The sequence below is a fragment of the Marinilabilia salmonicolor JCM 21150 genome, from assembly GCF_000259075.1.
Classification (GTDB): Bacteria; Bacteroidota; Bacteroidia; order Bacteroidales; family Marinilabiliaceae; genus Marinilabilia; species Marinilabilia salmonicolor.
In genome coordinates this window covers 1-24,609 of the sequence record NZ_AJKI01000015.1, presented here as the reverse complement: position 1 = coordinate 24,609, position 24,609 = coordinate 1, and the positions used below count along the sequence as shown (strand labels likewise).

The window sequence follows — 24,609 nt, the reverse complement described above, 5'->3', positions numbered from 1 at the left end:
ACCGTAGATAAAAAACCAGGTAATTTTTTTCTTTATCTTTGCCACAAAAAGCGTTTCATGTCTGAAAAATACTTGTGGGGCCACAACAATCCATTCAACGATTACAGTAATTTTTTACGCAATAAATTCAACAACCGCGTTCAAAAACTTTCTTTAAATGTGGGTTTTACCTGTCCCAATCGGGATGGAAGCAGAGGAACAGGAGGGTGCACCTTTTGTAATAACAATACGTTTAATCCCGATTACTGCGAGCCCGGGATGAGCATCACCAATCAACTCAATACGGGAATCTCTTTTTTTCGTGACAGGTACCCGGAGCAATTGTATCTTGCTTATTTTCAGGCATACACCAATACTTACGGACCATTGGATCAGTTGGAGCAAATGTATGAAGAAGCTTTGAAGCATCCTGGAATTGTCGGTTTGGTGGTGGGCACACGTCCCGATTGTCTCCCTGATGAGTTGATAGAGTATTTTATGAAATTGCAAAAGGATTATTATGTGGTGGTGGAACTGGGCATTGAATCGACCAATGAAGAAACCTTAAAAATAGTAAATAGGGGACACACTTTTGAGGAGACCCGGGAGGCCATTTTGAAACTAAATGAAGCTGGATTGCCGATTGGAGGCCATTTAATTATGGGACTCCCCGGAGAATCCAATGAGGTGATGTTGTCTCATGCAGATGTTTTATCCGGACTCCCACTGAATTATCTGAAACTTCATCAACTTCAATATGTAAAAGGATCTGCTTTGGGGAAAAAGTTTCAGTCCAATCCGGATGGGTACAGGGTACTTGACCCGGATGAATATATTGAAATTGTCATTGATTTTCTGGAGCGGCTGAATCCCTCCATTGTGGTGGAACGGCTGGCCAGTCAGGCACCTTATAATTTGCTTCTTGCACCCCGTTGGGGATTAAAAAACTTTCAGGTTGTGGAAATTGTGCGCAAGCGGATGCTGGCCAGAAATACCTGGCAGGGAAGGTTATTCAATGCTTATTGACCAAATACTCTCTTAAGCAATGCAGTTACCCTGGCCTTTGGATCTTCTCTGATTATTTCTTCCTCCAAAGCAAGCTTCAAAAACAGGCCGTTCAGGGCTTTTTCGGTCAGATACCTGTCCAAATCAGTTTCTATGACATCAAGGTTGGCCATTTTCCCTACAATAGAACCGGCAACCCGGTTCCATTGACCGGTAAGAGTGTTCCATGACTCATTGGTAGAAATGTTTCCGACAATTTCCTTATCCAGACTCTTCTTGATTTTTGGTTGATAAAGATTGTAGAGTTCCTGGTAGGTTTGTGTTTTCAAATACTGTGTGGCAGCATCTTTTTCACCTCTGAGGATGTTAAAGCCATCCTGGATGGTCATGCCTGTAACAGCTCTGGCAAAAACCGGTGCAGCTTCTTGGGCAGCATCTTCCGCAGAACGGTTAATGCGTAAAATTACATCTTCCACCAATTTATCTCCCCCGGGAAGTTTAGAAATATTTTCTGTGACGACTGATGCTTCAGGTGGAAGGGTAATTTTTACCAGTTGATCGAGATAGTAGCCATTGGTTGCAGAAAGTTCAGATGCAGCGGAATCGGCGCCTATGGTCAATGCTTGTTTTAGACCACTGATTACTTCAGTTTGTGTAAGTGGCCGGCTGGTGTCAATTTCTTTGGCAATTTGAGCCAGTTCTGCACAACTGGTGATTACCACTAAGAATATAGGGAGTAGAATTCGTTTCATAATATAAATGGATTTAGAAGTTGTTCTAACAAATATAGTAAAAATGCCCGTGTCATCGTCAGGGATTCTTGTATTCAGGTAATGATCCTGGTTTGTATAGCAATCGGATTTTCAGGAATTCTATCTCTTTCGGGAAGTTTTCTTCTTTTTAAAATGGTTTTGTTTCTTCACTGAGGAGATATCTGTTTGTTTATCGGGAAACAGAATCTTTAATATATCAAACCATCCTGAGTTTCTGATTTTCTTTTCCAATTGTTGACGCATTTGGGGCTTATACCAGAAGAAATACTGCCTTTGGCCCGTTTTTTCTTCTTTTTTGCGTGCAACATATACTTTTTTCATATTATACGGATCCAGTCCGGTGTAGTACATCACGGTAGCCAAAGTCATGGGCGTAGGGGTAAAATCCTGAACCTGTTCCAGATTGAAATTCAGCGATTTTGTTTCGGCTGCAAGTAAAGCCATATCTCTTTCTTCACATGCAGGATGGCTGGAGATGAAATAGGGAATGATTTGCTGGTTAAGCCCCGATTCCTCATTGATTTTTTGAAACTTGTGCGTAAATCTTTTGAAAAGCCCGAAAGATGGCTTACGCATGGTCTTCAGTACTTTGTCTGATGTATGTTCAGGAGCTACCTTAAGGCGTCCGGATACATGTTTTGTCAAAAGCTCTTTCAGATAAACCTGATGAGATTTTTTCTCCTCATCAGATGCACTCTCATTGAGCAGCATATCATAACGTACACCACTGCCAATAAAGGTTTTTCTTATCCCGGGAATTTGATCTGCTTTTCGGTATATTTCAATAAGTGGCTGATGCGATGTATTAAGATTTTTGCAGACTGAGGGGAAGATACAGGAGGGTCTTTTACATTTCTCACAGATACTCACATCAATCCCCTGCATCTTATACATATTGGCACTGGGCCCTCCCAAATCAGAGATGATTCCTTTGAAATCTTCTTCTTCAGCAATTTGCTGAACTTCTTTCAGGATTGATTGCTCCGATCTGGAACTGATAAATTTCCCCTGATGGGCCGAAATGGTACAAAAGCTGCATCCTCCAAAACAACCCCGATGAAGATTTACGGAGTATTTTATCATATCAAAAGCAGGAATTGCTCCTTTGTTATGATACCGTGGATGCGGAAGTCTTGTGTAGGGAAGGTTGAATGAATAGTCAACTTCCTTCTCTTTTAAAGGGGGCAGGGCCGGATTGACAACGATTCTTTTCTCTTCACAGACCTGATGTAACCGGGCAGGGTGCATTCTGTTGGATTCTTCTTCAATATGTTTAAAGTTTTGGGCAAACCTTGACTTGTCGTTCAGACATTCTTCATGAGAGAAAAGTTCGATGTCCTCCCAATTTTTGTTTTTTGGCAAAGAGGAATCTTTGTCCTGCAAAACAGCAGTCTGCGGAATTGTATTCAGACTTTCCACCGGGACACCTTTTCGGAGGAGTCTAACTATTTGTTCGAGCGGTTGTTCACCCATCCCGTAAATCAGCATATCTGCCTTACTCCAGGTGAGAATATTGGGCTTTAATTCGTTTTTCCAGTAATCATAATGGGTGAATCGTCTCAAAGAGGCTTCGATCCCTCCCAGAATTACAGGAATGTCGGGATAAAGGTCTTTCAGAATATTGGTATAGACAACAGTCGCATAGTCGGGTCGGAATCCTGATTTTCCGCCGGGAGTATAAGCATCATTCGACCGCAGACGCTTTCCTGCAGTGTAATGATTGACCATGGAATCCATGTTGCCTGCTGTAACTCCGAAAAATAACCGTGGAATTCCAAGCTTTTTGAAATCTCTCAGATCATCACGCCAGTTGGGTTGAGGAACTATGGCAACCCGGAGTCCCATATCCAGGAGTACACGACCGATTACCGCAGCTCCAAAAGAGGGATGGTCAACATAGGCATCACCGGAAAACAGAATAACATCCAGCTCATCCCAGCCGTGTTCTTTCACTTCTTTCGCCGTTGTGGGCAACCAATTTGTTATGTTGTGCTTGTTTTGCAAACCTTTTTTTGCAAAGATATAGGTTTTGATCTGGTTTATTGCTTTGAACCAACTGCTATCTTTTTTAGTTTAAGTAGTGTCTGTCCGTAAAGTACCATTTGCGTCGTTACGCTTGCAGCCAAAACACTCATTTACTCAAGTAAACTCCGTTTTTGGCGGCTTCGCAAGCCTTGCAACTGTCACTTTCTGACAAAACACATGACTTTTGTAAACTTTCCCGACTTTATAGACGGACTCTAAGTAGTGAGGTACGTTTTAATCATCAGGATTGTGATAACCCAAAATTGAAAACGAATGAAGAAATTATTTTTATTAACATTGATAATCCAGTTAAGTATTATGATACAGGCAAATAATAAAGAGGAGACCGCCATTTTAGGTGGAGGATGTTTCTGGTGTATTGAAGCTGTTTTTGAGGAATTAAAAGGAGTTACTAAAGTTGAATCAGGCTACAGCGGCGGAAAAATTGCCAATCCCACTTATCGGAAGGTTTGTTCCGGGCTTACCGGACATGCAGAAGTGGTTCGGGTCTTTTTTGATCCTGGGGTGATTTCTTACAAAGAAATACTTTCTGTATTTTTTTCAGTACACGACCCCACAACACTGAACAGGCAGGGGGCCGATGTTGGTACACAATACCGGTCGGTAATATTTTACAATTCTGAACATCAAAAGCAGGAAGCTGAAGAAGTTATAGAGGAACTGAAGCGTCAGGAAGTTTATGACAAACCTGTAGTAACGGAAATTAGTCCGGCCGGTGATTTTTTTATCGCAGAAAAATCCCATCAGAACTATTTTGAAAATAATTCCAATCAACCTTATTGCCAGGTTGTTATTAATCCTAAATTGAAAAAGTTCAGGGAGAAATTTCGGCAGAAATTAAAATAGCAGCACTCGTAGTGCGATCACAAAATATTATTTCATATTTCACCTCCCTTTTTCCTCCCTGCATCGTTGAAATTTTGCACTGTAGCTATGGCAATGCTTTAAAATTTTGCCTTGCAGAAAGAAAAAATGAAAGAAAAATATTTGAAACACTATTTAGCCTGATTTATTCATGAATCTTCGTTATGAGATGTTCAAATATCAATAAATTCTGGCAACCGCAGAGAAAATTGATGAAGGAAATAGTGAACTATTTTCGAGTCAATTTTATTGAGGATACCTGAATTTAGCAGGTAGTTGAACATTGCAATAGATAATTTATGAATTAATCAGGTTAGAGTCTGTCCATAAACTAAGCGTTTTTCAAGTGTTTGAGATAGAACGTTCAAATTCAAGGCGTGTGAAAAATCTAAACCACAGAATACTAATGTATTTGAGGATTTAGATTTTGAGCAACAACGCAGAAGTTGGACTTTATAGACAAACACTATTTAGTGCCCGTCTATAAAGTCGGGAAAGTTTATAAAAAGTCATGTGTCCGGCCAGAAAGTGCCAGTGGCAAGCGTTACGCAGCAAGTGGTACTTTATGGACAGACTCTATTTAGCGGACGGACTACCAACAGTCGATGAGGCGTTTAAAAAGTCTAAACGCAGAAATCCAGCAACGCAAGACTCTTATAAACAGAGAGTTGAGCTGCGTGATTGTGATTGTGTAAATGGCACTTTAATAGTTGTTAGGAAGAATTTAACGTAGTGTCGATTTGTCAAGGCTGGATAAAATCTTTCCAGCCTTGGCTTTTACTCCTTTACTCCCGGCATCCAGGGCTGACCGGAGACTATGTCTAAATTCATTTTCCAATTCCGGATATTCGGGTAACAAATCATAGACATATTGTATAGAATGAGCTCTGACAGCAATTGGGATAACAGGGGAAACAATCCACCTGAAACAAAGATCCAGTAATTCACCGTCTTCTTTAATTACCGTCGGAGCAGTTATTATGACCTTTAGCAAGGACCTGCGCACTCCGTTAAAATGCGTCTTTTTTAGGATTTGCAAGAATTCCGGGTAAAAAGGTGCTGCTAAACATGGGGCTTGCATATTCAGATGATCTAACACCCAGGCTGCACGCCAGGCAATTTTTTCACTCTCGTGCTTTGTGATCCCTACAAGTCGTGATATTTCGTCAGGTGACCTGAGCAGGTATTCGACAATTTGTGAGATGCTCCGTTCCTCAAGCAGAATATTCAGTTCTTCTTCCCAGTTCATACATTAATTGTAAGACCGTATCATAGGTACAAAACGAACCGGTAAAAGAGTGGTTTGTCTGATACCTTTCGACCTCTTAACTACTTTTTTCAACGACTGAGTACTCTCTCTGGGACCCACGGGCAAAATCATGGTTCCTCCTGTCTTTAACTGTTCAACCAGAGCCTGAGGGATGGTTTCAGGAGCTGCAGTAATGATGATTGCATCAAACGGCGCCTCATCAGGCCATCCTGCATAGCCATCTCCCAGCCGGGTGTTAACATTGTTGTAACCGGTTCTTTTCAGGTTTCTTTTTGCTGTTTCCGCAAGTTCCGGGATAATCTCAATGGTATAAACCTCAATACCCATTTCTGCCAATATGGCCGCCTGATAACCTGAGCCTGTTCCTATTTCCAATACTTTATCCCCAGCTTTAGCGTCTAATGCTTCGGTCATATAGGCAACAATGTAAGGCTGAGAAATGGTTTGGTTATGACCGATGGGTAACGGCTGATCATTATAAGCAAAGGTCCTGGTATTATAAGGAACAAACATATGTCTGGGGACTTTGCGCATGGCGTCAGTAACCGTTTTGGATTTGATGCCTCTTGCAATTATCTGATTCCGGACCATCGCTTCCTGTTGCTCCTGATAAGGATGATTTTCATTACTTTGCATAAAAACAGAATTAGCCGGAAGTAGAAGGAAAAACAAAAGCATGCCTGCCTTTTTCAGGCAGGCATTGAAAATGATATTATAAGATCTCTTTTGCATAAGCTTAATAGACTAATTAACTTTTATGATTACCGTTTTTCACAAAATGATTCTTAATTCTGGCAATCATTTGTGGCTGGGTCATTTTATCTGCTGATTCCAGTTCCAGCTTCATAGAATGAAACTGAGCATGCTTTTTCAACTCTTTTTCAAAATGCTTTTTTGTATTTGCTGGTCCGAATATAAATATTTCACCTGTATCTGAGGCTATTGAATGAATAACTTTTTCAAAATAATCGTGCAACTGATGGGTTTTGCGCTGGGTCATTTTTTTATCCACATCCATGAGTATGGAGCCGGTACGTGAACCGGGCTTCATTTCCCGCGGATTGTGAGAACGTGTCTCAACGTCCGATTCAATGGTTTGGATTTTTTCTTCTTTTCCGTTCATTAAACTCACCAACACTGCTTTGTCAGTGTTCATCCAAATTCCAACTTGTTTTTTCATACTACTGTGTTTTGTTGTGTTTGATTGAATTGCAAATAAAAGCCATAGAATAGGCAATGGACTTTCTGACCTTTATTTGAAAATTTGTTTTAATAAATGTCTGTATGGATTTTCAGGATTCCGTAATCAATGGTGCTGAAACATGACTTTGTACAATTTTCCAGCCATTATTTGTTTTTATTATGACACCCGTGTGCCTGAAGCCTTCAATGCGGGTAATTTCACCCTTTGTTTCGTAACAGGTATCGATGAGTTGTGAATACCAGGCGGTATTTTGTTCTTCATTGAGCCTGATTCGGGTATTCTGAGCGTTAATTTCATGCCCCTTACGGGAGATAAGAAAATCATCAATCCAGTGCAGATAGTCCCGCCAGGAGGTAAAATATTCATCCACATCTGTCCCTATATGAACGACAGAAGAAGCGTGAAAGAAACAATTGGAAAAGCTTTCAATATCTCCTTTTTCCTGAGATTGTAAAAGAGTTTGGAGAATTTTCTCAATTTCCCGAATTGTTTTCGTGGTGCTGTCAACGGGCTTGGTATTGTCCATAATTATTGGTTTTTATGGTTTTTTTGGCCCCGGCAGGTTAATTCTTCCCGGTTTTAAAAGTTACGAAAAGCGGAATAATCTGTCAATGAGCAGTGGCTTTTTTTACTTCAGATGGTATATGAATTAATCTGATTGGTCTGGTATCAAAGGAAAATCTTTTCTTTGTGGAATAATTCAAACAATTATCAACAAAATGGCAAGGTACTTTATAGAGTTGGCATACAACGGAGCCAATTTTCACGGTTGGCAAAAGCAACCCAATGCAGTAACTGTTCAGCAGGATCTGGAACAGGTTCTTACAACTCTGTTACAGGAAGAAATTAAGGTTACAGGAGCCGGCAGAACCGATACAGGAGTACATGCTACCTATTTTGTGGCCCATTTTGAGGCAAATCCTTTACCCTTTACAGAATCTGTATTGCTAAAAAAAACAAATAGCATGTTGCCTTCCGGAATTGCGGTTTATTCTTTTACCCCTGTGGCGGATGATGCTCATGCACGTTACGATGCAATATCCAGAACTTATGAATATCACCTTGTTCTCCGAAAAAATCCTTTTCTGGATGGGTTGACCCATCGTCCCTGGTTTATTCCGGATTTTGATTATATGAATCTTGCTGCGGAAAAGCTTAAAGAATATGATGATTTTACCAGTTTTGCCCGGTTGCATGGAGGAAACAAAACCAATTTCTGCCGAATAACAGAGGCTTTCTGGGAGAAAAGGGATGAAAGATATGTTTTTACCATTTCTGCAGATCGGTTTTTAAGAAATATGGTACGTGCCGTGGTGGGAACGTTATTGGAAGTAGGCCGGAAAAAATTATCTGTGGATGATTTTTGTGAAATTATTGAAGCCAAAGACAGGGGCGGAGCAGGGACCTCTGCTCCCCCGCAGGCTCTTTTCCTGACCCATATCGAATATCCGGAAGCGATGTTCCGGCGAAAAGTCTGAGCTTAGGTTCCCTGTAACAGGAACATTGTAGGTTTTTTATGCAATTCGGGTAGTTTTCCTTTCCACCCGGATATGGGACGAGTCACCACAAATTCGTCAGGCATCGAAATATTACAGGCAATGCAGAGCAGTGTGTCAGGACGACAGTTTTTTAAAAGATCTTGTGCCATAGCATTATTGCGATAGGGAGCTTCAATGAATAACTGAGTTTGTTTTTCCTTAGCACTTCTTGCTTCCAACTGTTTTATAGTCTTGGAGCGTTCTGATTTATCTATGGGCAGATAACCGTTAAAGGCAAAGCTTTGACCATTCATCCCGGAAGCCATCAGGGCCATAAGAATGGAGGAGGGACCAACCAACGGAACAACCTGAATGTTTTTCTGATGGGCTATTTTTACAATTTCAGCACCCGGATCTGCCACGCCGGGACAACCGGCTTCTGATATTACACCGATGTCATGGCCCTGTGTGATCGGTTCTAAAAAAGTTGAATATTCTCTGGGCCCTGTGTGCTTATCGAGCACAAAAAAGGTGGAGTTGTCGATGTCCATTTGTGAATCCAATAACCTGAGATAGCGTCGGGCAGTCCGGATATTTTCCACAATGAAAAATCGAAGTTTGCACGATAAAGCCGCCACTTCGGTTGGAATGGTAAAACCGGTTTGTTCGTTTCCCAAATGGTTAGGAATCATATATAATTTTCCCTGCATAGCACTATTTTTTAATACATTTTGATTTGCCGGATAAGGGGAGAAATCAGTCTCTTGAATTGGGCAATGAATGGCAAAAAACTGTACAAAAGTAATTTTTTATAAGGAATATATTTTAAGTGTTATCACAAATGACAGTTGTATGATTCGAATTGTTTTTTCTTTAATCAAAACAGAATTTTTCCTTTACTATCTGGGAAAAAATGGATAGCTTTGTTTTTTGATATGTCGAATCAAAAGAAAATAGAAAGTGGCCTGACAATCAGGCATCTCAAATACAGGAATGTTGTTTTTTTTCATCAACATCTCTTTCATTTTTTCTTTAAAATATTTGTCGGAAGACCTGGTTATTTATTGACCGGGTCTTTTTTTTGCCCATATATTTGAAACACTATATTTTAAACCATTAAGATAAAGAACAACATGCCTGAGATGAAGAACCGGAGCCTGGTCTCCATCAATGATTTTAGCAAAGAAGAGATTTTGCACATCCTTGATCTTGCTGAAGAATTCGAAGTCAATCCTAATCAAAAGTTGCTGGAAGGAAAAGTGGTTGGAAGTCTCTTTTTTGAGCCGTCAACCCGTACAAGATTGAGTTTTGAAACTGCTATTAACCGTCTGGGAGGACGGGTTGTGGGGTTTTCTGATTCTGCTTCCTCTTCTGCAACCAAAGGAGAGAGCCTGAAAGATACTATCCAGATGGTAAGCCGTTATGCCGATCTTATTGTGATGAGGCATCCGCTCGAAGGTAGTGCCAGATATGCTTCTGAGCAGTCTTTGGTCCCGGTAATCAATGCCGGCGACGGTGCCAATCAACATCCGACACAGACAATGCTTGATTTGTATTCAATTCGTCAAACCCAGGGGAAGTTGGATGATTTGAATATTTTCATGGTCGGTGACTTAAAATATGGGCGCACTGTTCATTCACTACTGATGGCATTATCCAACTTCAATCCAACGTTTCATTTTGTTTCTCCTGAAGAATTGAGAATGCCGAGGGAATACAAGCTTTTTCTTGAAGAACACGGAATTCCTTATTATGAGCATGGAGAATTGTCGGAGATTATTGATGAAGCTGATATTATTTACATGACCCGTGTCCAGAAAGAACGTTTTTCTGATCCTATGGAATACGAAAGGGTGAAGAATGCCTATGTACTAAAGCGCAATATGCTTAAGGGAACAAAAGATAATATGCGGGTATTGCACCCTCTTCCCAGAGTAAATGAAATTCACACAGATGTGGATAGCAGTCCCAAGGCCTATTATTTCGATCAGGCAAAAAACGGTGTTTATGCCCGGATGGCGTTGATAGCTGCCGTGATGGGACTTATGTAGTGCCCGTTTATAAAGTCGGATTTGAGACTGAGTAGTCATGTGTCTGGTCAAAAAGTTCCAGTTGCAAAGCCTGCCCCGATTTTTCATCGGGGGCTTGCGAAACCGCCAAAAGCGGAGTTTACTCATGTAAATGAGCATTTTGGAGGCAAGAGTAACGCAGCAAATGGGACTTTATGGACAGATACTAAGTAAGCGTAGTTTAATCTTTTGAAGACAGAAAAAAATGGCAAGTAATAAAGAATTAAAAGTTAGTGCAATAGAAAACGGAACCGTGATTGATCACATTCCGTCAGAAAACCTGTTCAAAGTAATTACCATTCTGGGACTTGATAAAATCAGTACTCAGATAACTTTTGGCGCTAATCTTGACAGTAAGAAACAGGGCCGAAAAGCTATTATTAAAGTTTCAGAGGTGTTTTTTCAGGACCATGAAATTAACAAAATATCACTGGTCGCTCCTCATGCCAGATTAAATGTTATCAAGAATTTTGAAGTGGTGGAAAAAAGCGATGTAACCATTCCTGACACCATTGTTGGAATTGTTAAGTGTTTTAATCCAAAGTGCGTGACTAATAACGAGGCTGTTACCACTCACTTCAATGTTATTAATAAAAAAGAAGTTGCCCTCAGGTGTCATTACTGTGAGAAAATCACCACCCAGGAAGAACTTAGGTTTGAGGCTTCTTAAATCACTTCTTCCGCATTATTGCTCTTGAGGTTTTTATTCTGTCGATAAAAATTTATCAAGTTAGAGCCTGTTTTTTTAAGACAGCATATAGGGCTGAAAATGCATAAAAAAGGGGCTGCCCAAATCCTTTTGGACAGCCCTTTTTTATGCATTTTTTCTAATTTAGTCTGATTTATTCATGAATCTTCGTAATGAAATGTTCAAATATCAAGAAATACACGAACCCGCAGGTAAATTTAAAGCAGGAAATAGTGGACTATTTTTTTAAGTCAAATTTGACGAGGATACTTGTATTTTGCCGATAGTTGAGCATTGGAATAGATTATTTATGAATAAAACAGGTTAATTGAAAAGATAAACTTTTCTTTCCTGATTGTCGGGAATACCAATTATGTTGTTGATATATCCGCTCTCTTTTTCAAGTGCCGTTCGCTTGACATATCCTTCTCCCATGGGCATACAGGCATCCCAGGCACCAGACGGGGTGCAATCTTTCCAGTCTGTAACCAAAACTGCTGTGTGAATACCAACCACAATTAAAGCATGGTTGTAATCCATCGCCTTATCAAAAGTCTCACTGACATTTGCTCCGGTAAGGATAATTGTTTCATCTGATTGTTGCGCAGCCAGTTCGCTAATGGAGATAATTGGGTTGTGATCATTTACTTCAACTTCCTGAAAATTTATGATGCCTTCCAGAAAAGTGGTAATGGTTTCTGTGTTGGTTTGGGCTCCGGCTACCACTGAAATGCTAATAAACAACGAAAAAAATAATTTCTTCATGGTAAAATCAGTTTAAAGGTTAACGCATCCCTCAGGATGCAATTAATGATTAACAAAAATAGGAATTTTTGAAACAGCTGTCCAGTTTTCTTTTCTTTATCTTTACAAAAATCCCATCGCCTCAGTAAAAAAAGATTTCTCAAATTCACAGCTTCTGCGGAAGGCCTGATGCATTTTTTCACGGATGGAGCAAGATTCCCCGGATAAAAGTGCTTCTGTAATGATTAAAAATCGATCAACATAAAGTCCGTAGGCTTCGTCTGAATAAGTGTCCAGCCATTTCCAGAACGGGTTTTTCTCTGTCGCTTCCTGGCGCATTTTCAGCCCTGTTTCCCTGTAAACCCAAAAGCAAGGTAATAAAGCAGCCACAGATTCCGGATAAGAGGCTTTTAATGCTGTATTCAACAAAAAAGAGGTATATCCATTACATGTTTTTGACATTTTATCGGGTCGTTTAACCTCAAAGTAGGGCAATAAATCTCTGTGTAGTATCCGTTCAATTTCCAGCCCGTCGCGGGCCATATCTGTAAAAAAAGAGAATGCTTCGGTGGTATAAGCACAACCGGCTGTAATTGCAAATGCCCGGGCATCCTGTTCAATATATAAAATATCTTGTTCCAGATAATTTTTGAAAGCCTCGTAGGGAAGAGTGCCATCCGACAATCTTCGGCAAAACGGATGATGAATGATTTCATCAATCAGGAATTTGTTGTTTTCCCACAATTCTCTAGTAAAAGGACCTGCCGGCGGATTAGACAGATCTGATTGGTTGTTCATAGTGCCTCTTATTGATGATCATTCATTATGTTATTTACTTCCACCATTTATGAAAATGATGAACCGGCCCGTGGCCTTCACCAATTTTATAGTTCCTGCCTTTTTTAATTGCCCCTTCGATATAATCTTTTCCTTTAGTTACCGCTTTGTTTAATGAATTCTCAGCAGCCAGGAATGAAGCTATGGCTGATGAAAGGGTACATCCTGTTCCATGCGTATTTGGGGTGTTAATACGATGAGATTTCAGATAAATCATTTCGCTGCTTTCCTCATTGTAAAACACATCAATCAACTCTTTGTCGCTGAGATGCCCGGCTTTTAGCAACACCGACGCTTCACTTTTTGAGGAGAGTTGCCTGGCTGCGTCCGGAAATTTGCATTGCTCTTCCAGTTTTTCACCTAAAAGAATTTCAGCTTCCGGAATGTTTGGGGTGATTACCCTTGCCATCGGAAGCAGGATTTCTTTTAAGGCCTGAATGGCTTCATCTCTGAGTAATTTGTCTCCTGAAGTGGCAACCATTACCGGGTCAATTACCAGATTTCTGACCTTGTAATCCTGTATTTTGCGGGCGACCAATTCAATGACTTCCGTTGAGTGTAACATGCCTATCTTCACCGCTTTAGCGCCAATATCCGACATTACAGCATCAATTTGTTTTTCAATGGTTGACAACTGAACCGGGAAAATATCAGAAACTCCCTGGGTATTTTGTGCGGTTATAGCTGTAATCACAGACATTCCATAGCATCCACATGCTGAAATAGTTTTCAGATCTGCCTGGATACCCGCACCTCCGCCACTATCACTTCCGGCAATGGTCAAAACCGTGTTGTATTGCTTCATAATCAGGGTTGTTTTATTACTTGTTTAATAATACCGGTAAGCTCTTTTGCCGCACCTTCCGGGTCTTCAGCCGAACAAATAGCTGATACTACGGAAATGCCATTGGTGCCGGTGCTTAAGATATCTGCCGCATTGGTTTTATTAATACCTCCAATGGCAACTGATGAATGTTTTGAAAGAGCTGCAATTTCAACAGTTCCCGATAATCCCAGGCCTTTGGATAGTTCTTTTTTTGTGGGAGTGGTAAAAACAGGACTGATACCGATGTAATCAATATCTGCCTCATTGGCATCCGTTAATTGATCCACATTTTCAATGGAAAGACCGATGATTTTTTCAGGCCCCAGAAGAGTTCGTGCCATCTGCCAATTCATATCACTTTGTCCCAAATGAACTCCATCAGCATCAATGGCCATTGCAACGTCCACACGATCATTAATAATCAGAGGAATACCATATTTTTTTAAGATTGGTTTAATTTGAAGTGCTTCCTGTATAATCTGTCGGGTGGAAGCACTTTTTTCCCTGAGTTGAACCATTGTAACACCGCCTTTTGCAGCTTTTACAACAATTTCAGTCAGTGATCTTCCCAAAGAAAGATCCCTGTCGGTAACCAGATACAGGTTTAATGAAAAAGATGGTTTCATAATTTCAGATATTCGGCTATTTCTTTATCGCTCATGTTATAGAGAGCGTCGAGAAAATGAGATTGGAACGTCCCGGGCCCTTTGGCCAATGGCAGTGTCATTTCTCCTGCTACTGCCATAATGGCCATGGCAGTGGCAGCGGCTTCGAGCGGATTTGGACATGCAGCCGCCACAGCACCGGTGATTGCGCTGGCCGTACATCCCATTCCTGTAACTTTGGGCATTATAGGAATGTCATTTTTGATGGTCAGTATGTTTTCTCCATTTGTAATAAAGTCAACAGGACCGCTGACACTTACAACTGCGCCGGTTTCTCTGGATAGTGTTTTAGCCAGTTCTACCGCATTCTCGGATGATTCGGTACTATCCACGCCTTTGGTCTGTACATCACTCCTGATAAGTGCCATGATTTCTGAAGCATTTCCACGGATGACAGTGGGCTTACACTCCTTAATGATTTTATGACAGGTTTGGGTCCGGAAACCTGTTGCTCCGGCACCTACCGGGTCCAGCACTATCGGGATTTTCCTTTGCCGGGCAGTTTTTCCTGCTATCAACATTCCCTCTATCCATTCACTGCTCAGGGTTCCAATATTAATTACCAGAGATGAAGCAATTCCGGCCATAGCTTCCATTTCTTCCGGGGCATGAGCCATTACAGGACTGGCACCTATCGACAAAAGGGCATTGGCAGTGTTGTTCATGACCACATAATTGGTAATGTTGTGAACCAAAGGTGTCTGTTTTCGCAAATCTTGAAGGTTTTTGCTTACATTTTGTGCTGTAATCATAATGTTTGTTTTTTGTAAGGTTAAACAAACTGTTGATTTTTCAACACCTGATAAGGAACAACAAGATTTTTTAAAGTTTGAGGGAGCTGATATTCCTGCACCCCCGGTTAATGCCGGGAAAACAACAAAAAAAGCTGCTCTGCACAGGCAAAACAGCTTTTCAATGGAAAGTATTATTGTAAAAAATAATGGTCATTGAGTTCCTGTTTCCCTACGCTGTTATTATACATATCAGGTGAAAGGGTTTATTCTCAGCCCCCCTAAGGAGCACCCCTAACAGTTTATACAAACAAAGTTAAATAAAATTTTCTATCCTGAGCAATTTCAGGAATTATAATCAGGCAGCCATGAATGCTCCCTGCTGTAACGCATCATTTGCTCTGCATATCCTTCCGTGTAATCGGGAAGTACATCTGTTATGTTCCCATTTTGGTCTTTTTGCAGGCTGTAAACCGGATTGACAAATCCACTGTAAGGTGCCAGATTCAACTTCTTGTATCTATCCAGTACTTCAGTATGCAACCTCCTGTCAATCTTAACTGCGTATGTCTCCACCAGATTTTTTGCCGATTCAAAATCACCTTCCGATTTAATGCGTTGAATCTCAGCCAGCAATTCAGCAAATAACTTTCGTAAAGCTTCATAATTATTGATAACAAAATAGGTTTTGCCATTGTTTATCATTTTTTCAATGACATTTTGAGCTTTTCCCTTTTCATAAGCCCATGAAGCAATTAACTGGCGGTTGCGCATATGTGCCTGCTCAATGTTGTCGCCCAGTGAAATACGGGTGATTTGTGTCAGTAAACCATTGCGAATATAATTATCGTATTCTGCTTTAAAAGCCTCTTCGTTAGTCAGTAATCCCAGTTCTATTAGCTTGGCGTCTCCGATGTAGTATAGTGCAAAAAGGTCGGCTCTTGCTTCTTCTATGACAGCTCCGTAGGCTTTCAGTTCATCACCGCTGATGCCTTCAAGCAACTGACCGGATCCGTGTCCCAAACATTCATGAAGGTCGGTGTGCAAATTACCTGCCTGAAAACCATATTCCTTATGACGGGCAATTTCCTCGTCTGAATAGCAGAATTCCTCAAGAAAACCGGTTCCTTTGGCAGCCTGCTCATAAGCATAGGTGATGTTTTCGATGGTTACGGACTTGGATCCATACTCTTTTCGCAGCCAGTCGGCATTGGGGAGGTTGATGCCAATAGGAGTATGAGGATAACAATCGCCTCCCAACATAGCTACATTGATTACTTTCGCAGAAACTCCCCGTACCTCTTCTTTCTTGAATCGTTTATTGATGGGAGAATGGTCTTCGAACCATTGCGCATTTTGACTGATAATTTCAGTTCGGTGAGTGGCTTCTGTGTTTTTGAAATTTACCACACTTTCCCAGCTGGCTTTTAGCCCAAGAGGATCCCCATAAGTTTCGATAAAACCATTAATGAAATCCACATGTGAGTTCTGATCCTGCAACCATTCAATATTGTATTGGTCAAAAGTGTTCAAATCTCCTGTTTCATAAAACTCCCTCAGCAGGGAAATTACTTTTTTCTGTTGACTGTTTTCAGCAACAAGGATTGCTTTTTTCAGCCAGTAAACAATCTTTTCTATGGCCTTGGAGTAGAGGCCACCTGTTTTCCATGTTTTCTCAACTATTTTGCCGTTTTCTTTGGTCAAAAGGCTGTTCATGCCGTGCGACACAGGTCTTTTATCTTCAGGATTCTTTTTAGAGGCATAGAAAGATTCCGCTTCCTGTTGAGAAACACCCCGGTAGTAATTATTGGCTGATGTGACAATCAGATCTTCATTTTCACTCTGGTTAACCCGACGTGATGCAACTTTAGAATCAAATAAAATGGGCGTCAGACGTTTAATTAAATCTTGTTTCGGTTCACCATGCTTTAGTGGAAGATGCTTTTCTTCAATGCTTTGAACTGTTGTTTCAAAAAAACCCCTGCTAAAACCGGGAGTCATTTTAGCTGTAGAGTAATGATGATGAATGCCATTGGAAAACCAAACTCTTTTTAGAAATACCTCAAGGTTCACAAATTCACTGCATGTCCTGTCACCCTGGTAATGCTCATAAACAGCTTCAAGAGTTCTTCTGATGGTCAGATTATGTTTGTAGTTCTGATCGAACAGGATATCCCGTCCTTCCACCGCTGCTTGTGACAGATAATAGATGAGTTCCTTTTGTTTCAGAGATAACTCCTCAAAGCCGGAAACGGGATACCGGAGAATTCGTAAATCGGAAAATTGTTCTACGACAAATGAAAATTGTTTATTGTTGATCAGCATAAAACTAGTTTAAATTATTGGTCTGATGAAACCCGCATGAAAGGATGCCTTACAAATTCCTGTATGATATTTATGCTAAAAATAAGGTTCGATCAGATGGCCAAGATACTTCGGAATCCTGGTTGGGCGCCGGGTTTGTGCATTCAAAAACGCAAGGACTGTTTCACCCGATACCAACAATTTCTGTGATTCATTAAAGATATTGTATTTGAACCGGATGCGGGCTGTTGGAAAATCTTCTATATAGGTTTCAATGGTGATTTCTTCATCGTAAACCGCCGGATGGTGGTATTTTATGTGCAGTTCCGAGAGAGGAAGCATAATTCCCTGTTCTTCAATTTTGCTGTAGGGTACACCCAATTCACGAAACATCTCTGTCCGACCAACCTCAAAATAAGACGGATAAACGGCATTGTTTACAATTCCCATTTGATCTGTTTCCCCGTAGCGGACACGGATTTTGGTGGTATGTTTAAGCATGGTAATTATTTGAATGGTGAATCAGGTTCTTTAGCCATATGACTGTATGCTAATTTCTCAACAAGCGATGGCCACCATTTACTCAAAAAGACCGTTAACTTTCCTTCTTTAAAAGTCAGAATAAGGGTTCTTTTTCTCTTAATAATTGCTCTGGCCAGATGGCTGGCAACCTCTTCTGCACTCATCATTTTGTCTTCTGCGCGCGGAGTATCTCCCTGATTGGATCCATCGGCCGTTAATGCCGCTTTACGCACATTGGAAGCCGTAAATCCAGGTGCTGCAATAAGCACATGAAGCCCTGTTCTCAGATTTTCGGTACGCAGGGTCTGCAAAAATCCGTGCATGGCAAATTTAGATGCAGAATATCCGGTTCTTCCGGGTAAGCCGATAAATCCGGCAATAGAGGAGACACCCACCACAGAACCTTTGGTTTCCAAAAGATGAGGAAGAGCATATTTGGTACAATAAACAGTGCCCCAGAAGTTAACATCCATCAGCTGCTTCAGCACAGAGAGTTCAAGATCCTTAAAGAGTGCCCTCATCGAGATTCCTGCATTGTTTACCAATACATCTATCTTTCCAAATTTTTTGACTGTTTGGGCTATCAGCATCTTACAATCTTCTTCTTTACTGACGTCGGTAGGGGTTACCAACACATCATGTCCTGCCCCGGAAAGCTCTTTTTCTATTTCCGATAGTTTATTACCATTTCGTGCCGCCAGAGATAATTTTGCCCCCCGGGCGGCGAAGTCTCTTGCACATGCAAGGCCTATTCCGGAGGAAGCTCCTGTGATGATTATTACTTTATTCTTCATTTTGTTTAAAATATAGTGATGAAACGAACATGATATTTTTTAAGCATAAATATCACAAAAGAATATGTTTAAAAAATATTATGTGAGAGTGAAGCGGTTTCATTCGTTCTCAAATTATTAATTAGCTTTATATATGGCGATTACAAAATTTTAAGGCTATAGTTTATATTTGCTATTTTGTAAATAGAGATTGCTTCGGGCAAGGCCCTCTGCAAACCTCTTCCATCTTAAAGTGAAAGTACGTCATTGCGAGGGCTCAGTCCGAAGCAATCTCAGAATATATATACGCGACTATAAACTACAGCCAATTTTAAACGAGTAAAATTTATCTCCGAAGCACCGTTTGTTGCCATCTCTAAATGGAGTCTGTCCATAAACTAAATGTTTTTCACGTGTTTGAGATAGAAAGTTCAAATTCAAGGCGTGTGAAAAATCTAAATCGCAGAATACTAATGTATTTGAGGATTTAGATTTTGAGCAACAACGCAGAAGTTGGACTTTATAGACAAACACTAAATAGAGTTTTCTTATACATCATGTCCATGAATTCATAGCTCCGGGGTCTTTTCTGTTCAATCAACATACAAAAATGGACTTTTTTCAGGAAACAAACGAGAATATATGACATTTTTGACAGGATTGTTTCCTGTTCATCGCGACTTTTCCCTGTTCATCGGATTCATATTTCCGCTCATCATTTAAATATTGTTATATGCCTGTGAAATGTCATAATTTGCAAAGTAAAGTTCAACCACCAATTTATTGCATTATGAGCTCAAATGTTAAATCATTAATTCTTGCAGTTTCATTTTTCGTTTACCTGCAGCCGGTGCTTTCGCAGATTGTGGTGAGCGGTCATGTAACCGACAAACGAACTGGTGAGGGTCTTCCCGGTGCAAATGTTTATGTAAAGGACAGCTACGACGGAACCATTACAGATGAGAAAGGTTTGTATAAACTTGAAATTCAAAACTCCGGAGAAATAATTCTCATTTTTAGTTTTGTGGGATATCAGAGTGTTGAAAAGAGTTTATCGGGAACTGATAATGCCACCATCGATGTTCAGTTAAGTGAAAGCATTACGAGTCTGAATGCGGTTACCATTACTGCCGGCAGTTTTGAGGCTGGGGACAAAAAAAGGGCTGCAGTGATGGATCCTATGGATATCTATACAACCGCCGGTTCGCTGGGCGATATAGGCACTGCTCTTAAAACCCTGCCCGGGACTCAGGTGGCTGCCGATGACGGACGGTTGCTGGTAAGAGGAGGTGATGCTTCTGAAACACGGGTTTTAATGGACGGTGTGCTGGCAGCAAAACCTTATTACTCCAAAGTCCCTGATTTACCTACTCGCGGACGTTTTTCTCCCTCTTTGTTTGAAGGTACCTTTTTCAGTACCGGGGGCTATTCAGCTGAGTTTGGACAAGCACTTTCATCCGTTTTGGTACTCGAATCACAGGATGTGGCAACCGAGGAACTTACAAGTGTCTCCCTGATGAGCATTGGAGGGGAACTGGCTAACACCTGGGTGGGAGATAACCGATCGTTTTCGGCGACTGGAGGTTATTTTAATTTCGGTCCTTACAATTCACTTGTGAAAAATCATATGGACTGGGAAGATCATGTAGAGGCTGTCAACGCAAATATTAGTTACCGTCAACAGGGAGACAAGGGCAGTTTGTTCAAATTTTTTGCGTCAGGTGATTACGGCGGACAGTCGTTCAGAGTTCCGGATGGGACTGGAGGTGATTTAATGATTGATGAAGACGGGGGCAACATATATGCTAACAGCACCTACCATCGGTCAATTACTGATAAAACGTTAATGAAACTGGGAGCATCCTATACTTTCGACGACCAGGACTTTCGGGCCGGGATTCACAACCAGCAAACAGGGGAGGGGGTGTCTGAGGCCAAAGTTAAACTGATATCACAGATAAATGGCAGATTTAAGTTGACTTATGGCGGAGCCTGGCAACGAACAAGTTTTGATGAAACTTACAAGCAGTCAGAAAGTGGGTTTTCCATTAATGCTAATTTTTCCGACAATCTCTACTCTGCCTTTTCAGAAGCCGAATGGCGCCTTAATTCGCGGCTGGCATTTAGGCCCGGCTTGCGCTACGAGTATTCCACACAATCGAATGAAAAGGCTTTGTCACCACGTGCGGCCATGGCGTTTGCTGCAGGAAAAAACACTACTGTTTCTCTTGCCTGGGGACACTTTTTTCAGACTGCACAGAGCGATTTCCTAAAATATAACCGGGATATTAAAATGCAAAAATCGGAACATTTTATTGTTGGTTTGCAAAGCGGAAGTCTTGCTACCCGGCTTTTCCGTACAGAAGCTTATTTTAAAGATTATTCCGGACTTATCACCGGCGAATACAATGATTTTGGGGAGTTTGTACCAATGGCAAATCAGGGAAGTGGATATGCCAAAGGAATAGATTTCTTTTACCGGGATAAAACGCTGATAGAAAATCTGGATTTCTGGGTATCCTATTCATACATCGATTCTGAACGAAAATTTATGGATTACCATAAAAAGGTAACTCCTGAATTTATTGCTCCTCACACCTTTAGTCTGGTGGCCAAACAATTTGTTTCACCCATCAGGTCGCAGGTAGGACTTACCTGGATGTGGAACTCCGGCCGACCATACCATATTCCCGGTGATGACAATTTTATGGCACACACTTCTCCCAATTACAGTGATGTGGGAGCAAATATAAGTTATCTGACAAGCTTATTCGGCCAGTTTACCATTGTACACCTGAGCATCTCAAATGTACTGGGCCGGGAAAATATTCTGGGATATCGCAGAGTATCACTATCCGGAGATTCAGAGAATGCATCATTGATTACCATTAAACCGGATGTGAAGCAATTCATTTTTCTGGGCGTTTTTATCTCCATAAATTAACCTTTTAAACTTACTAATTATGAAAACATTCGCAATTCTGATTTTAACATTATTGACCTCTTATTCAGCGATGGCTGCAGATTATGAATCCGTCATGAAACAAACCATCGGAGAAATGTATCAGTCGCAAGAGGCAAATAAACTGGAAAATATTGCTGCCAAATTTTTCAGGATTGGTGAAACAGAGAAAAACAAATGGCTTCCGTATTATTATGCTGCTTATTCGTATGTCAGCATTACCTATCATATTGAAGATGGAGAAACTATTGATAAATATCTCGACAAAGCTCAGCAAATGCTGGAGAAGGCAATGGCCCTCAATCCGAATGAATCGGAGAATCATGTGCTTCAGGGATTGATCCATTCTATGCGCATTACCAATCCCATGCGAGGTATGAAATATTCTGCCCTCTCGAACGAAGCACTCGAAAAAGCAGAAAGCCTGAATCCTGAAAATCCGCGTATATGGCTTTGCAAAGCTCAGAATATTTATTATACTCCGGCAATGTTTGGCGGTGGAGCCGAAAAGGCCAAACCATTGTATAAGAAAGCAGCAGATTTATTTGATACCTTTGAGCCACAGAATGGAATCTGGCCTCAATGGGGAAAAGAGATGGTTGAAAATCAGTTGGCATCCATTCCCGAAGAATAGTCAGACATTAACTGATTTGATGAAATAAGCTTAAAAAATGACCAAACGTCCGGGAATATTTTTTGAAATTCTTTTATATGGAAGCATCTCTATTGTAATAGGTCTGTTTTTTCAATGGATTAACTGCCCGTATTGCATGACGCAGCCTGAGTTGATATTTCAAAACATGGGCTATTCATTGATGCTGGGGTTAGGGTTGTTTTGCAATAAGTTTTTGTATGGATGGGCCATCGGACCATTTACCTCCTGGATAGATAAGCCCATACGTGCTGTTTTTATTTCGCTGGGTGTGACCACCCTATATTCCGGACTGGTCATTTTTGTGACCAACTGGGTATGGTTTTCAGCTGTTCAGGGAATGCCATTTCGTGTTTTTCTTCGCGATTTTCCCGGGATCTGGGTGACCGAGTTTGTCATCCTTTATTTTATTTCACTTTGGTTTTATGCCCGGTCTTTTTTTCTGGACTGGAAAAAAGAGATTAAACAACAGGAGATGTTGAAGCGAGAGGCCCTGAGTGCAAAGTACGATGTGCTTAAAAGTCAGGTAAGTCCCCATTTTCTTTTTAACAGTCTAAATGTGGCGGCTTCCCTGATTGATAAAAATCCTGATACGGCCAAACACTTTCTATCAAGGTTGTCAGGTATGTACCGCGATATTCTGGAGTTGCAGGATAATGATCTTGTTTCTCTTGAGCGTGAATTAAAACTGGCCTCTCGTTATTTATATTTACAGGAAATGCGTTTTGGCAGTTCTTTTCAGTTTAATCTGCAGGTTCATGGGCTAAATGGCTATAATATTGTCCCTCTTTCCGTACAATTATTGATGGAAAACGCTTTTAAGCATAACCGGTTTTCATCGGAAAATCCTATGAAAATTGATGTGATGATAAAAGATGGATTTCTTGTGGTTAGAAACAGTCGCAATGAACTAAATTCAGATGCTGATTCTTTAAAGCTCGGACTTGAAAATCTCCGTGGACGATATCAGTATCTTACCGGTCAGGATATTGATATAATCCATTCCAACGGGGTTTTTGAAGTCCATATCCCGTTAATAAAAACAGAATAAAAAAAGCGGATTTCTTTTTAGGGAAATCCGCTTTTGTATTCGAAAAAAATCATTGTCAACTATTCAGAAACCTGGACAAAGTTTCAATGAGAATTTGTAATCTGATAGGCTTGGCCAGATAATCATCACAACCCGCTTCCATGCACTTCTCTCTTTCGCCGGACATCACATGAGCTGTCTGGGCAATGACCGGTATATCCGGGTTGATTTTTTTGATTTCACGGGTTGCAGTGTAACCATCCATTACGGGTAACTGCAAATCCATTAAAACCAGATCAACATTATTTTCCTTAAACAAGTCTATGGCTTGTTGTCCGTCTTTGGCCCAAAGAATTTTTGCACTGGTTCGGCGAAGGGCGGCATCAAAGAATATTTTATTGGTATCCACATCTTCGACTACCAAAATTACCTTGTCGCCCCAGTCCTGATTTAATGCATCACTTAAATTCGAATCCGACATAACATATTATACTTAAAATAGATTTAATGATCTCACTTTGGATTCTCCAAAATAACACTTTATTTTTTAATAATCCTGAATTTTTAACAAAAAATATTCGGCTGTTTCTTTTTTACCATGAAGGATTGCTGAAACGTTCTTTTTTTTGTTCTTTTGAGTGACTTAAACTGTGTTAAAAGGGCCAGTTACCGGCATTGTAAAGATGAAGACAAAATTACTGCACTATATATTTCTTTTATCATTGTTTTGTGGAGTGGCAAACCTTTCAGAAGCTCAATATTCTGTGGATTTTTTACTTGCCCGGAATTTTCATGAGATCTCCGTTGATAGCCTATCTATCGAAGAAAAGATTGCATTGATACTTTTGCCATCAACGAAAGAGGAAAATTACAGAAAAGGAGCAGAGAAGAATGGGTTTCAAAATCCATTGATTTCATCCGGGGCTATGATAAATATAATTGACGGATTTTTCGGAGACGAAGAAGTTTATCCATTTCCGGATGTCCGTGCAATTAGAGCCATAGATGATAATAAAATGCGCAGGATTTTAAGGGTTGATCTGCTGAATGATCTTTATAAATCGAAAAAAAGATTTGTTCTTGCCGGGAACCAATATCTTTTTGATGAAGTGAAATTTTCATGGAAAAACTCCCCATCGAATCATTTCCCTTTTGCATTGTGGGTAATTGCCGGAAACAGGGGTGAG

General features: G+C 40.6%; 25 protein-coding genes and 1 riboswitch. Of the genes, 9 read left to right on the top strand and 16 right to left on the bottom strand.

Translation table 11 applies throughout. From position 1 onward, the window contains the following. Positions 1 to 57 precede the first annotated feature (57 nt). Positions 58 to 1,005, top strand: a complete 948-nt coding sequence (locus W7W_RS0109860) for a TIGR01212 family radical SAM protein (protein ID WP_010663607.1) — start codon at positions 58 to 60, stop codon at positions 1,003 to 1,005. Here W7W_RS0109860 and W7W_RS0109855 read toward each other — a convergent pair. Further along, on the bottom strand, positions 999 to 1,736 hold the full coding sequence (locus W7W_RS0109855; RefSeq protein WP_010663606.1) for a DUF4197 domain-containing protein: 738 nt from the start codon (positions 1,734 to 1,736) through the stop codon (positions 999 to 1,001). The genes W7W_RS0109860 and W7W_RS0109855 overlap by 7 nt on opposite strands. A 120-nt stretch (positions 1,737 to 1,856) precedes the next feature. After that, positions 1,857 to 3,731, bottom strand: coding sequence for a YgiQ family radical SAM protein (locus W7W_RS21990; protein WP_010663605.1), 1,875 nt, complete (start codon positions 3,729 to 3,731; stop codon positions 1,857 to 1,859). 324 nt (positions 3,732 to 4,055) lie between these two features. Between W7W_RS21990 and msrA the strand changes: the two genes are divergently transcribed. Then, positions 4,056 to 4,649: a peptide-methionine (S)-S-oxide reductase MsrA gene (gene msrA, locus W7W_RS0109840; protein ID WP_010663604.1), complete on the top strand. Its 594-nt coding sequence runs from the start codon at positions 4,056 to 4,058 to the stop codon at positions 4,647 to 4,649. Between the two features lie 742 nt (positions 4,650 to 5,391). Here msrA and W7W_RS0109830 read toward each other — a convergent pair. The 4 genes from W7W_RS0109830 to W7W_RS0109815 all read right to left on the bottom strand — a co-directional run bounded on the left by W7W_RS0109830 (position 5,392) and on the right by W7W_RS0109815 (position 7,667). Further along, entirely contained in the window at positions 5,392 to 5,916 is a 525-nt protein-coding gene (locus W7W_RS0109830; protein ID WP_010663602.1) for a hypothetical protein, read from the bottom strand. 3 nt (positions 5,917 to 5,919) lie between these two features. Further along, positions 5,920 to 6,669 carry a protein-L-isoaspartate(D-aspartate) O-methyltransferase gene (locus W7W_RS0109825; RefSeq protein ID WP_010663601.1) on the bottom strand — a complete coding sequence of 250 codons (750 nt, stop codon included), beginning with the start codon at positions 6,667 to 6,669 and terminating at the stop codon, positions 5,920 to 5,922. Positions 6,670 to 6,685: 16 nt separating this feature from the next. Further along, a complete protein-coding gene (locus W7W_RS0109820) occupies positions 6,686 to 7,117 on the bottom strand; it encodes a hypothetical protein (RefSeq protein ID WP_010663600.1) in 432 nt (143 codons plus the stop codon). Between the two features lie 112 nt (positions 7,118 to 7,229). Further along, the gene (locus W7W_RS0109815; protein ID WP_010663599.1) at positions 7,230 to 7,667 is read right to left on the bottom strand and encodes a nuclear transport factor 2 family protein; all 438 of its coding nucleotides are present in this window, start codon (positions 7,665 to 7,667) and stop codon (positions 7,230 to 7,232) included. Positions 7,668 to 7,860: 193 nt separating this feature from the next. Between W7W_RS0109815 and truA the strand changes: the two genes are divergently transcribed. Beyond that, positions 7,861 to 8,619, top strand: coding sequence for a tRNA pseudouridine(38-40) synthase TruA (gene truA / locus W7W_RS0109810; protein WP_010663598.1), 759 nt, complete (start codon positions 7,861 to 7,863; stop codon positions 8,617 to 8,619). 2 nt (positions 8,620 to 8,621) lie between these two features. On the opposite strand, the gene W7W_RS0109805 is transcribed toward truA, so the two are convergent. Next, positions 8,622 to 9,329 (bottom strand): SAM-dependent methyltransferase, encoded by a 708-nt coding sequence (locus tag W7W_RS0109805; protein WP_010663597.1) that lies wholly within the window; start codon positions 9,327 to 9,329, stop codon positions 8,622 to 8,624. Positions 9,330 to 9,761: 432 nt separating this feature from the next. Here W7W_RS0109805 and pyrB point away from each other — a divergent pair, with 432 nt between their 5' ends. Both pyrB and pyrI read left to right on the top strand, forming a co-directional pair. Further along, entirely contained in the window at positions 9,762 to 10,670 is a 909-nt protein-coding gene (pyrB, locus tag W7W_RS0109795) for an aspartate carbamoyltransferase (protein ID WP_025007311.1), read from the top strand. 223 nt (positions 10,671 to 10,893) lie between these two features. Then, positions 10,894 to 11,358, top strand: coding sequence for an aspartate carbamoyltransferase regulatory subunit (pyrI, locus tag W7W_RS0109790; protein WP_010663595.1), 465 nt, complete (start codon positions 10,894 to 10,896; stop codon positions 11,356 to 11,358). Between the two features lie 342 nt (positions 11,359 to 11,700). Here pyrI and W7W_RS0109780 read toward each other — a convergent pair whose 3' ends face one another. The 8 genes from W7W_RS0109780 to W7W_RS0109740 all read right to left on the bottom strand — a co-directional run bounded on the left by W7W_RS0109780 (position 11,701) and on the right by W7W_RS0109740 (position 18,799). Continuing rightward, positions 11,701 to 12,141 carry a hypothetical protein gene (locus tag W7W_RS0109780; RefSeq protein WP_010663594.1) on the bottom strand — a complete coding sequence of 147 codons (441 nt, stop codon included), beginning with the start codon at positions 12,139 to 12,141 and terminating at the stop codon, positions 11,701 to 11,703. Between the two features lie 102 nt (positions 12,142 to 12,243). Then, positions 12,244 to 12,918 (bottom strand): TenA family protein, encoded by a 675-nt coding sequence (locus W7W_RS0109775; RefSeq protein WP_010663593.1) that lies wholly within the window; start codon positions 12,916 to 12,918, stop codon positions 12,244 to 12,246. Positions 12,919 to 12,952: 34 nt separating this feature from the next. Further along, entirely contained in the window at positions 12,953 to 13,762 is an 810-nt protein-coding gene (gene thiD, locus W7W_RS0109770; protein WP_010663592.1) for a bifunctional hydroxymethylpyrimidine kinase/phosphomethylpyrimidine kinase, read from the bottom strand. Positions 13,763 to 13,764: 2 nt separating this feature from the next. Beyond that, complete coding sequence (gene thiE / locus W7W_RS0109765) at positions 13,765 to 14,409, bottom strand: thiamine phosphate synthase (RefSeq protein WP_010663591.1); 645 nt, start codon at positions 14,407 to 14,409, stop codon at positions 13,765 to 13,767. Beyond that, positions 14,406 to 15,200 carry a hydroxyethylthiazole kinase gene (thiM, locus tag W7W_RS0109760; protein WP_010663590.1) on the bottom strand — a complete coding sequence of 265 codons (795 nt, stop codon included), beginning with the start codon at positions 15,198 to 15,200 and terminating at the stop codon, positions 14,406 to 14,408. Before thiM ends, thiE begins: the two co-directional genes overlap by 4 nt. 191 nt (positions 15,201 to 15,391) lie before the next feature. Next, a riboswitch (TPP riboswitch) is annotated at positions 15,392 to 15,485 on the bottom strand. A gap of 39 nt (positions 15,486 to 15,524) precedes the next feature. Further along, on the bottom strand, positions 15,525 to 17,504 hold the full coding sequence (locus W7W_RS0109750; RefSeq protein ID WP_010663588.1) for a dipeptidyl-peptidase 3 family protein: 1,980 nt from the start codon (positions 17,502 to 17,504) through the stop codon (positions 15,525 to 15,527). Positions 17,505 to 17,579: 75 nt separating this feature from the next. Continuing rightward, complete coding sequence (locus W7W_RS0109745) at positions 17,580 to 17,984, bottom strand: acyl-CoA thioesterase (RefSeq protein WP_010663587.1); 405 nt, start codon at positions 17,982 to 17,984, stop codon at positions 17,580 to 17,582. A 5-nt stretch (positions 17,985 to 17,989) separates the two neighbouring features. Next, a complete protein-coding gene (locus W7W_RS0109740; protein ID WP_010663586.1) occupies positions 17,990 to 18,799 on the bottom strand; it encodes an SDR family oxidoreductase in 810 nt (269 codons plus the stop codon). Positions 18,800 to 19,568: 769 nt separating this feature from the next. Between W7W_RS0109740 and W7W_RS0109735 the strand changes: the two genes are divergently transcribed. Genes W7W_RS0109735 through W7W_RS0109725 form a run of 3 tightly spaced genes read left to right on the top strand, consistent with a single transcriptional unit; the run spans position 19,569 to position 23,443 of the window. Further along, positions 19,569 to 21,722 (top strand): TonB-dependent receptor, encoded by a 2,154-nt coding sequence (locus tag W7W_RS0109735; protein WP_010663585.1) that lies wholly within the window; start codon positions 19,569 to 19,571, stop codon positions 21,720 to 21,722. A gap of 19 nt (positions 21,723 to 21,741) precedes the next feature. Continuing rightward, positions 21,742 to 22,374 carry a tetratricopeptide repeat protein gene (locus W7W_RS0109730; RefSeq protein ID WP_010663584.1) on the top strand — a complete coding sequence of 211 codons (633 nt, stop codon included), beginning with the start codon at positions 21,742 to 21,744 and terminating at the stop codon, positions 22,372 to 22,374. A 37-nt stretch (positions 22,375 to 22,411) separates the two neighbouring features. Further along, the gene (locus W7W_RS0109725; RefSeq protein WP_010663583.1) at positions 22,412 to 23,443 is read left to right on the top strand and encodes a sensor histidine kinase; all 1,032 of its coding nucleotides are present in this window, start codon (positions 22,412 to 22,414) and stop codon (positions 23,441 to 23,443) included. A 55-nt stretch (positions 23,444 to 23,498) separates the two neighbouring features. On the opposite strand, the gene W7W_RS0109720 is transcribed toward W7W_RS0109725, so the two are convergent. Beyond that, the gene (locus W7W_RS0109720) at positions 23,499 to 23,903 is read right to left on the bottom strand and encodes a response regulator (RefSeq protein ID WP_010663582.1); all 405 of its coding nucleotides are present in this window, start codon (positions 23,901 to 23,903) and stop codon (positions 23,499 to 23,501) included. Positions 23,904 to 24,105: 202 nt separating this feature from the next. Between W7W_RS0109720 and W7W_RS21985 the strand changes: the two genes are divergently transcribed. After that, a partial coding sequence (locus tag W7W_RS21985; protein ID WP_010663581.1) for a hypothetical protein occupies positions 24,106 to 24,609 on the top strand: 504 nt, incomplete at its 3' end.

Excerpts from the sequence above, each read along its gene's own strand:
- W7W_RS0109860 (WP_010663607.1), top strand. The coding sequence starts at position 58 with ATGTCTGAAAAATACTTGTGGGGCCACAACAATCCATTCAACGATTAC.
- W7W_RS0109855 (WP_010663606.1), bottom strand. The coding sequence starts at position 1,736 with ATGAAACGAATTCTACTCCCTATATTCTTAGTGGTAATCACCAGTTGT.
- msrA (WP_010663604.1), top strand. The coding sequence starts at position 4,056 with ATGAAGAAATTATTTTTATTAACATTGATAATCCAGTTAAGTATTATG.
- W7W_RS0109830 (WP_010663602.1), bottom strand. The coding sequence starts at position 5,916 with ATGAACTGGGAAGAAGAACTGAATATTCTGCTTGAGGAACGGAGCATC.
- W7W_RS0109825 (WP_010663601.1), bottom strand. The coding sequence starts at position 6,669 with ATGCAAAAGAGATCTTATAATATCATTTTCAATGCCTGCCTGAAAAAG.
- W7W_RS0109820 (WP_010663600.1), bottom strand. The coding sequence starts at position 7,117 with ATGAAAAAACAAGTTGGAATTTGGATGAACACTGACAAAGCAGTGTTG.
- W7W_RS0109815 (WP_010663599.1), bottom strand. The coding sequence starts at position 7,667 with ATGGACAATACCAAGCCCGTTGACAGCACCACGAAAACAATTCGGGAA.
- truA (WP_010663598.1), top strand. The coding sequence starts at position 7,861 with ATGGCAAGGTACTTTATAGAGTTGGCATACAACGGAGCCAATTTTCAC.
- W7W_RS0109805 (WP_010663597.1), bottom strand. The coding sequence starts at position 9,329 with ATGCAGGGAAAATTATATATGATTCCTAACCATTTGGGAAACGAACAA.
- pyrB (WP_025007311.1), top strand. The coding sequence starts at position 9,762 with ATGAAGAACCGGAGCCTGGTCTCCATCAATGATTTTAGCAAAGAAGAG.
- pyrI (WP_010663595.1), top strand. The coding sequence starts at position 10,894 with ATGGCAAGTAATAAAGAATTAAAAGTTAGTGCAATAGAAAACGGAACC.
- W7W_RS0109780 (WP_010663594.1), bottom strand. The coding sequence starts at position 12,141 with ATGAAGAAATTATTTTTTTCGTTGTTTATTAGCATTTCAGTGGTAGCC.
- W7W_RS0109775 (WP_010663593.1), bottom strand. The coding sequence starts at position 12,918 with ATGAACAACCAATCAGATCTGTCTAATCCGCCGGCAGGTCCTTTTACT.
- thiD (WP_010663592.1), bottom strand. The coding sequence starts at position 13,762 with ATGAAGCAATACAACACGGTTTTGACCATTGCCGGAAGTGATAGTGGC.
- thiE (WP_010663591.1), bottom strand. The coding sequence starts at position 14,409 with ATGAAACCATCTTTTTCATTAAACCTGTATCTGGTTACCGACAGGGAT.
- thiM (WP_010663590.1), bottom strand. The coding sequence starts at position 15,200 with ATGATTACAGCACAAAATGTAAGCAAAAACCTTCAAGATTTGCGAAAA.
- W7W_RS0109750 (WP_010663588.1), bottom strand. The coding sequence starts at position 17,504 with ATGCTGATCAACAATAAACAATTTTCATTTGTCGTAGAACAATTTTCC.
- W7W_RS0109745 (WP_010663587.1), bottom strand. The coding sequence starts at position 17,984 with ATGCTTAAACATACCACCAAAATCCGTGTCCGCTACGGGGAAACAGAT.
- W7W_RS0109740 (WP_010663586.1), bottom strand. The coding sequence starts at position 18,799 with ATGAAGAATAAAGTAATAATCATCACAGGAGCTTCCTCCGGAATAGGC.
- W7W_RS0109735 (WP_010663585.1), top strand. The coding sequence starts at position 19,569 with ATGAGCTCAAATGTTAAATCATTAATTCTTGCAGTTTCATTTTTCGTT.
- W7W_RS0109730 (WP_010663584.1), top strand. The coding sequence starts at position 21,742 with ATGAAAACATTCGCAATTCTGATTTTAACATTATTGACCTCTTATTCA.
- W7W_RS0109725 (WP_010663583.1), top strand. The coding sequence starts at position 22,412 with ATGACCAAACGTCCGGGAATATTTTTTGAAATTCTTTTATATGGAAGC.
- W7W_RS0109720 (WP_010663582.1), bottom strand. The coding sequence starts at position 23,903 with ATGTCGGATTCGAATTTAAGTGATGCATTAAATCAGGACTGGGGCGAC.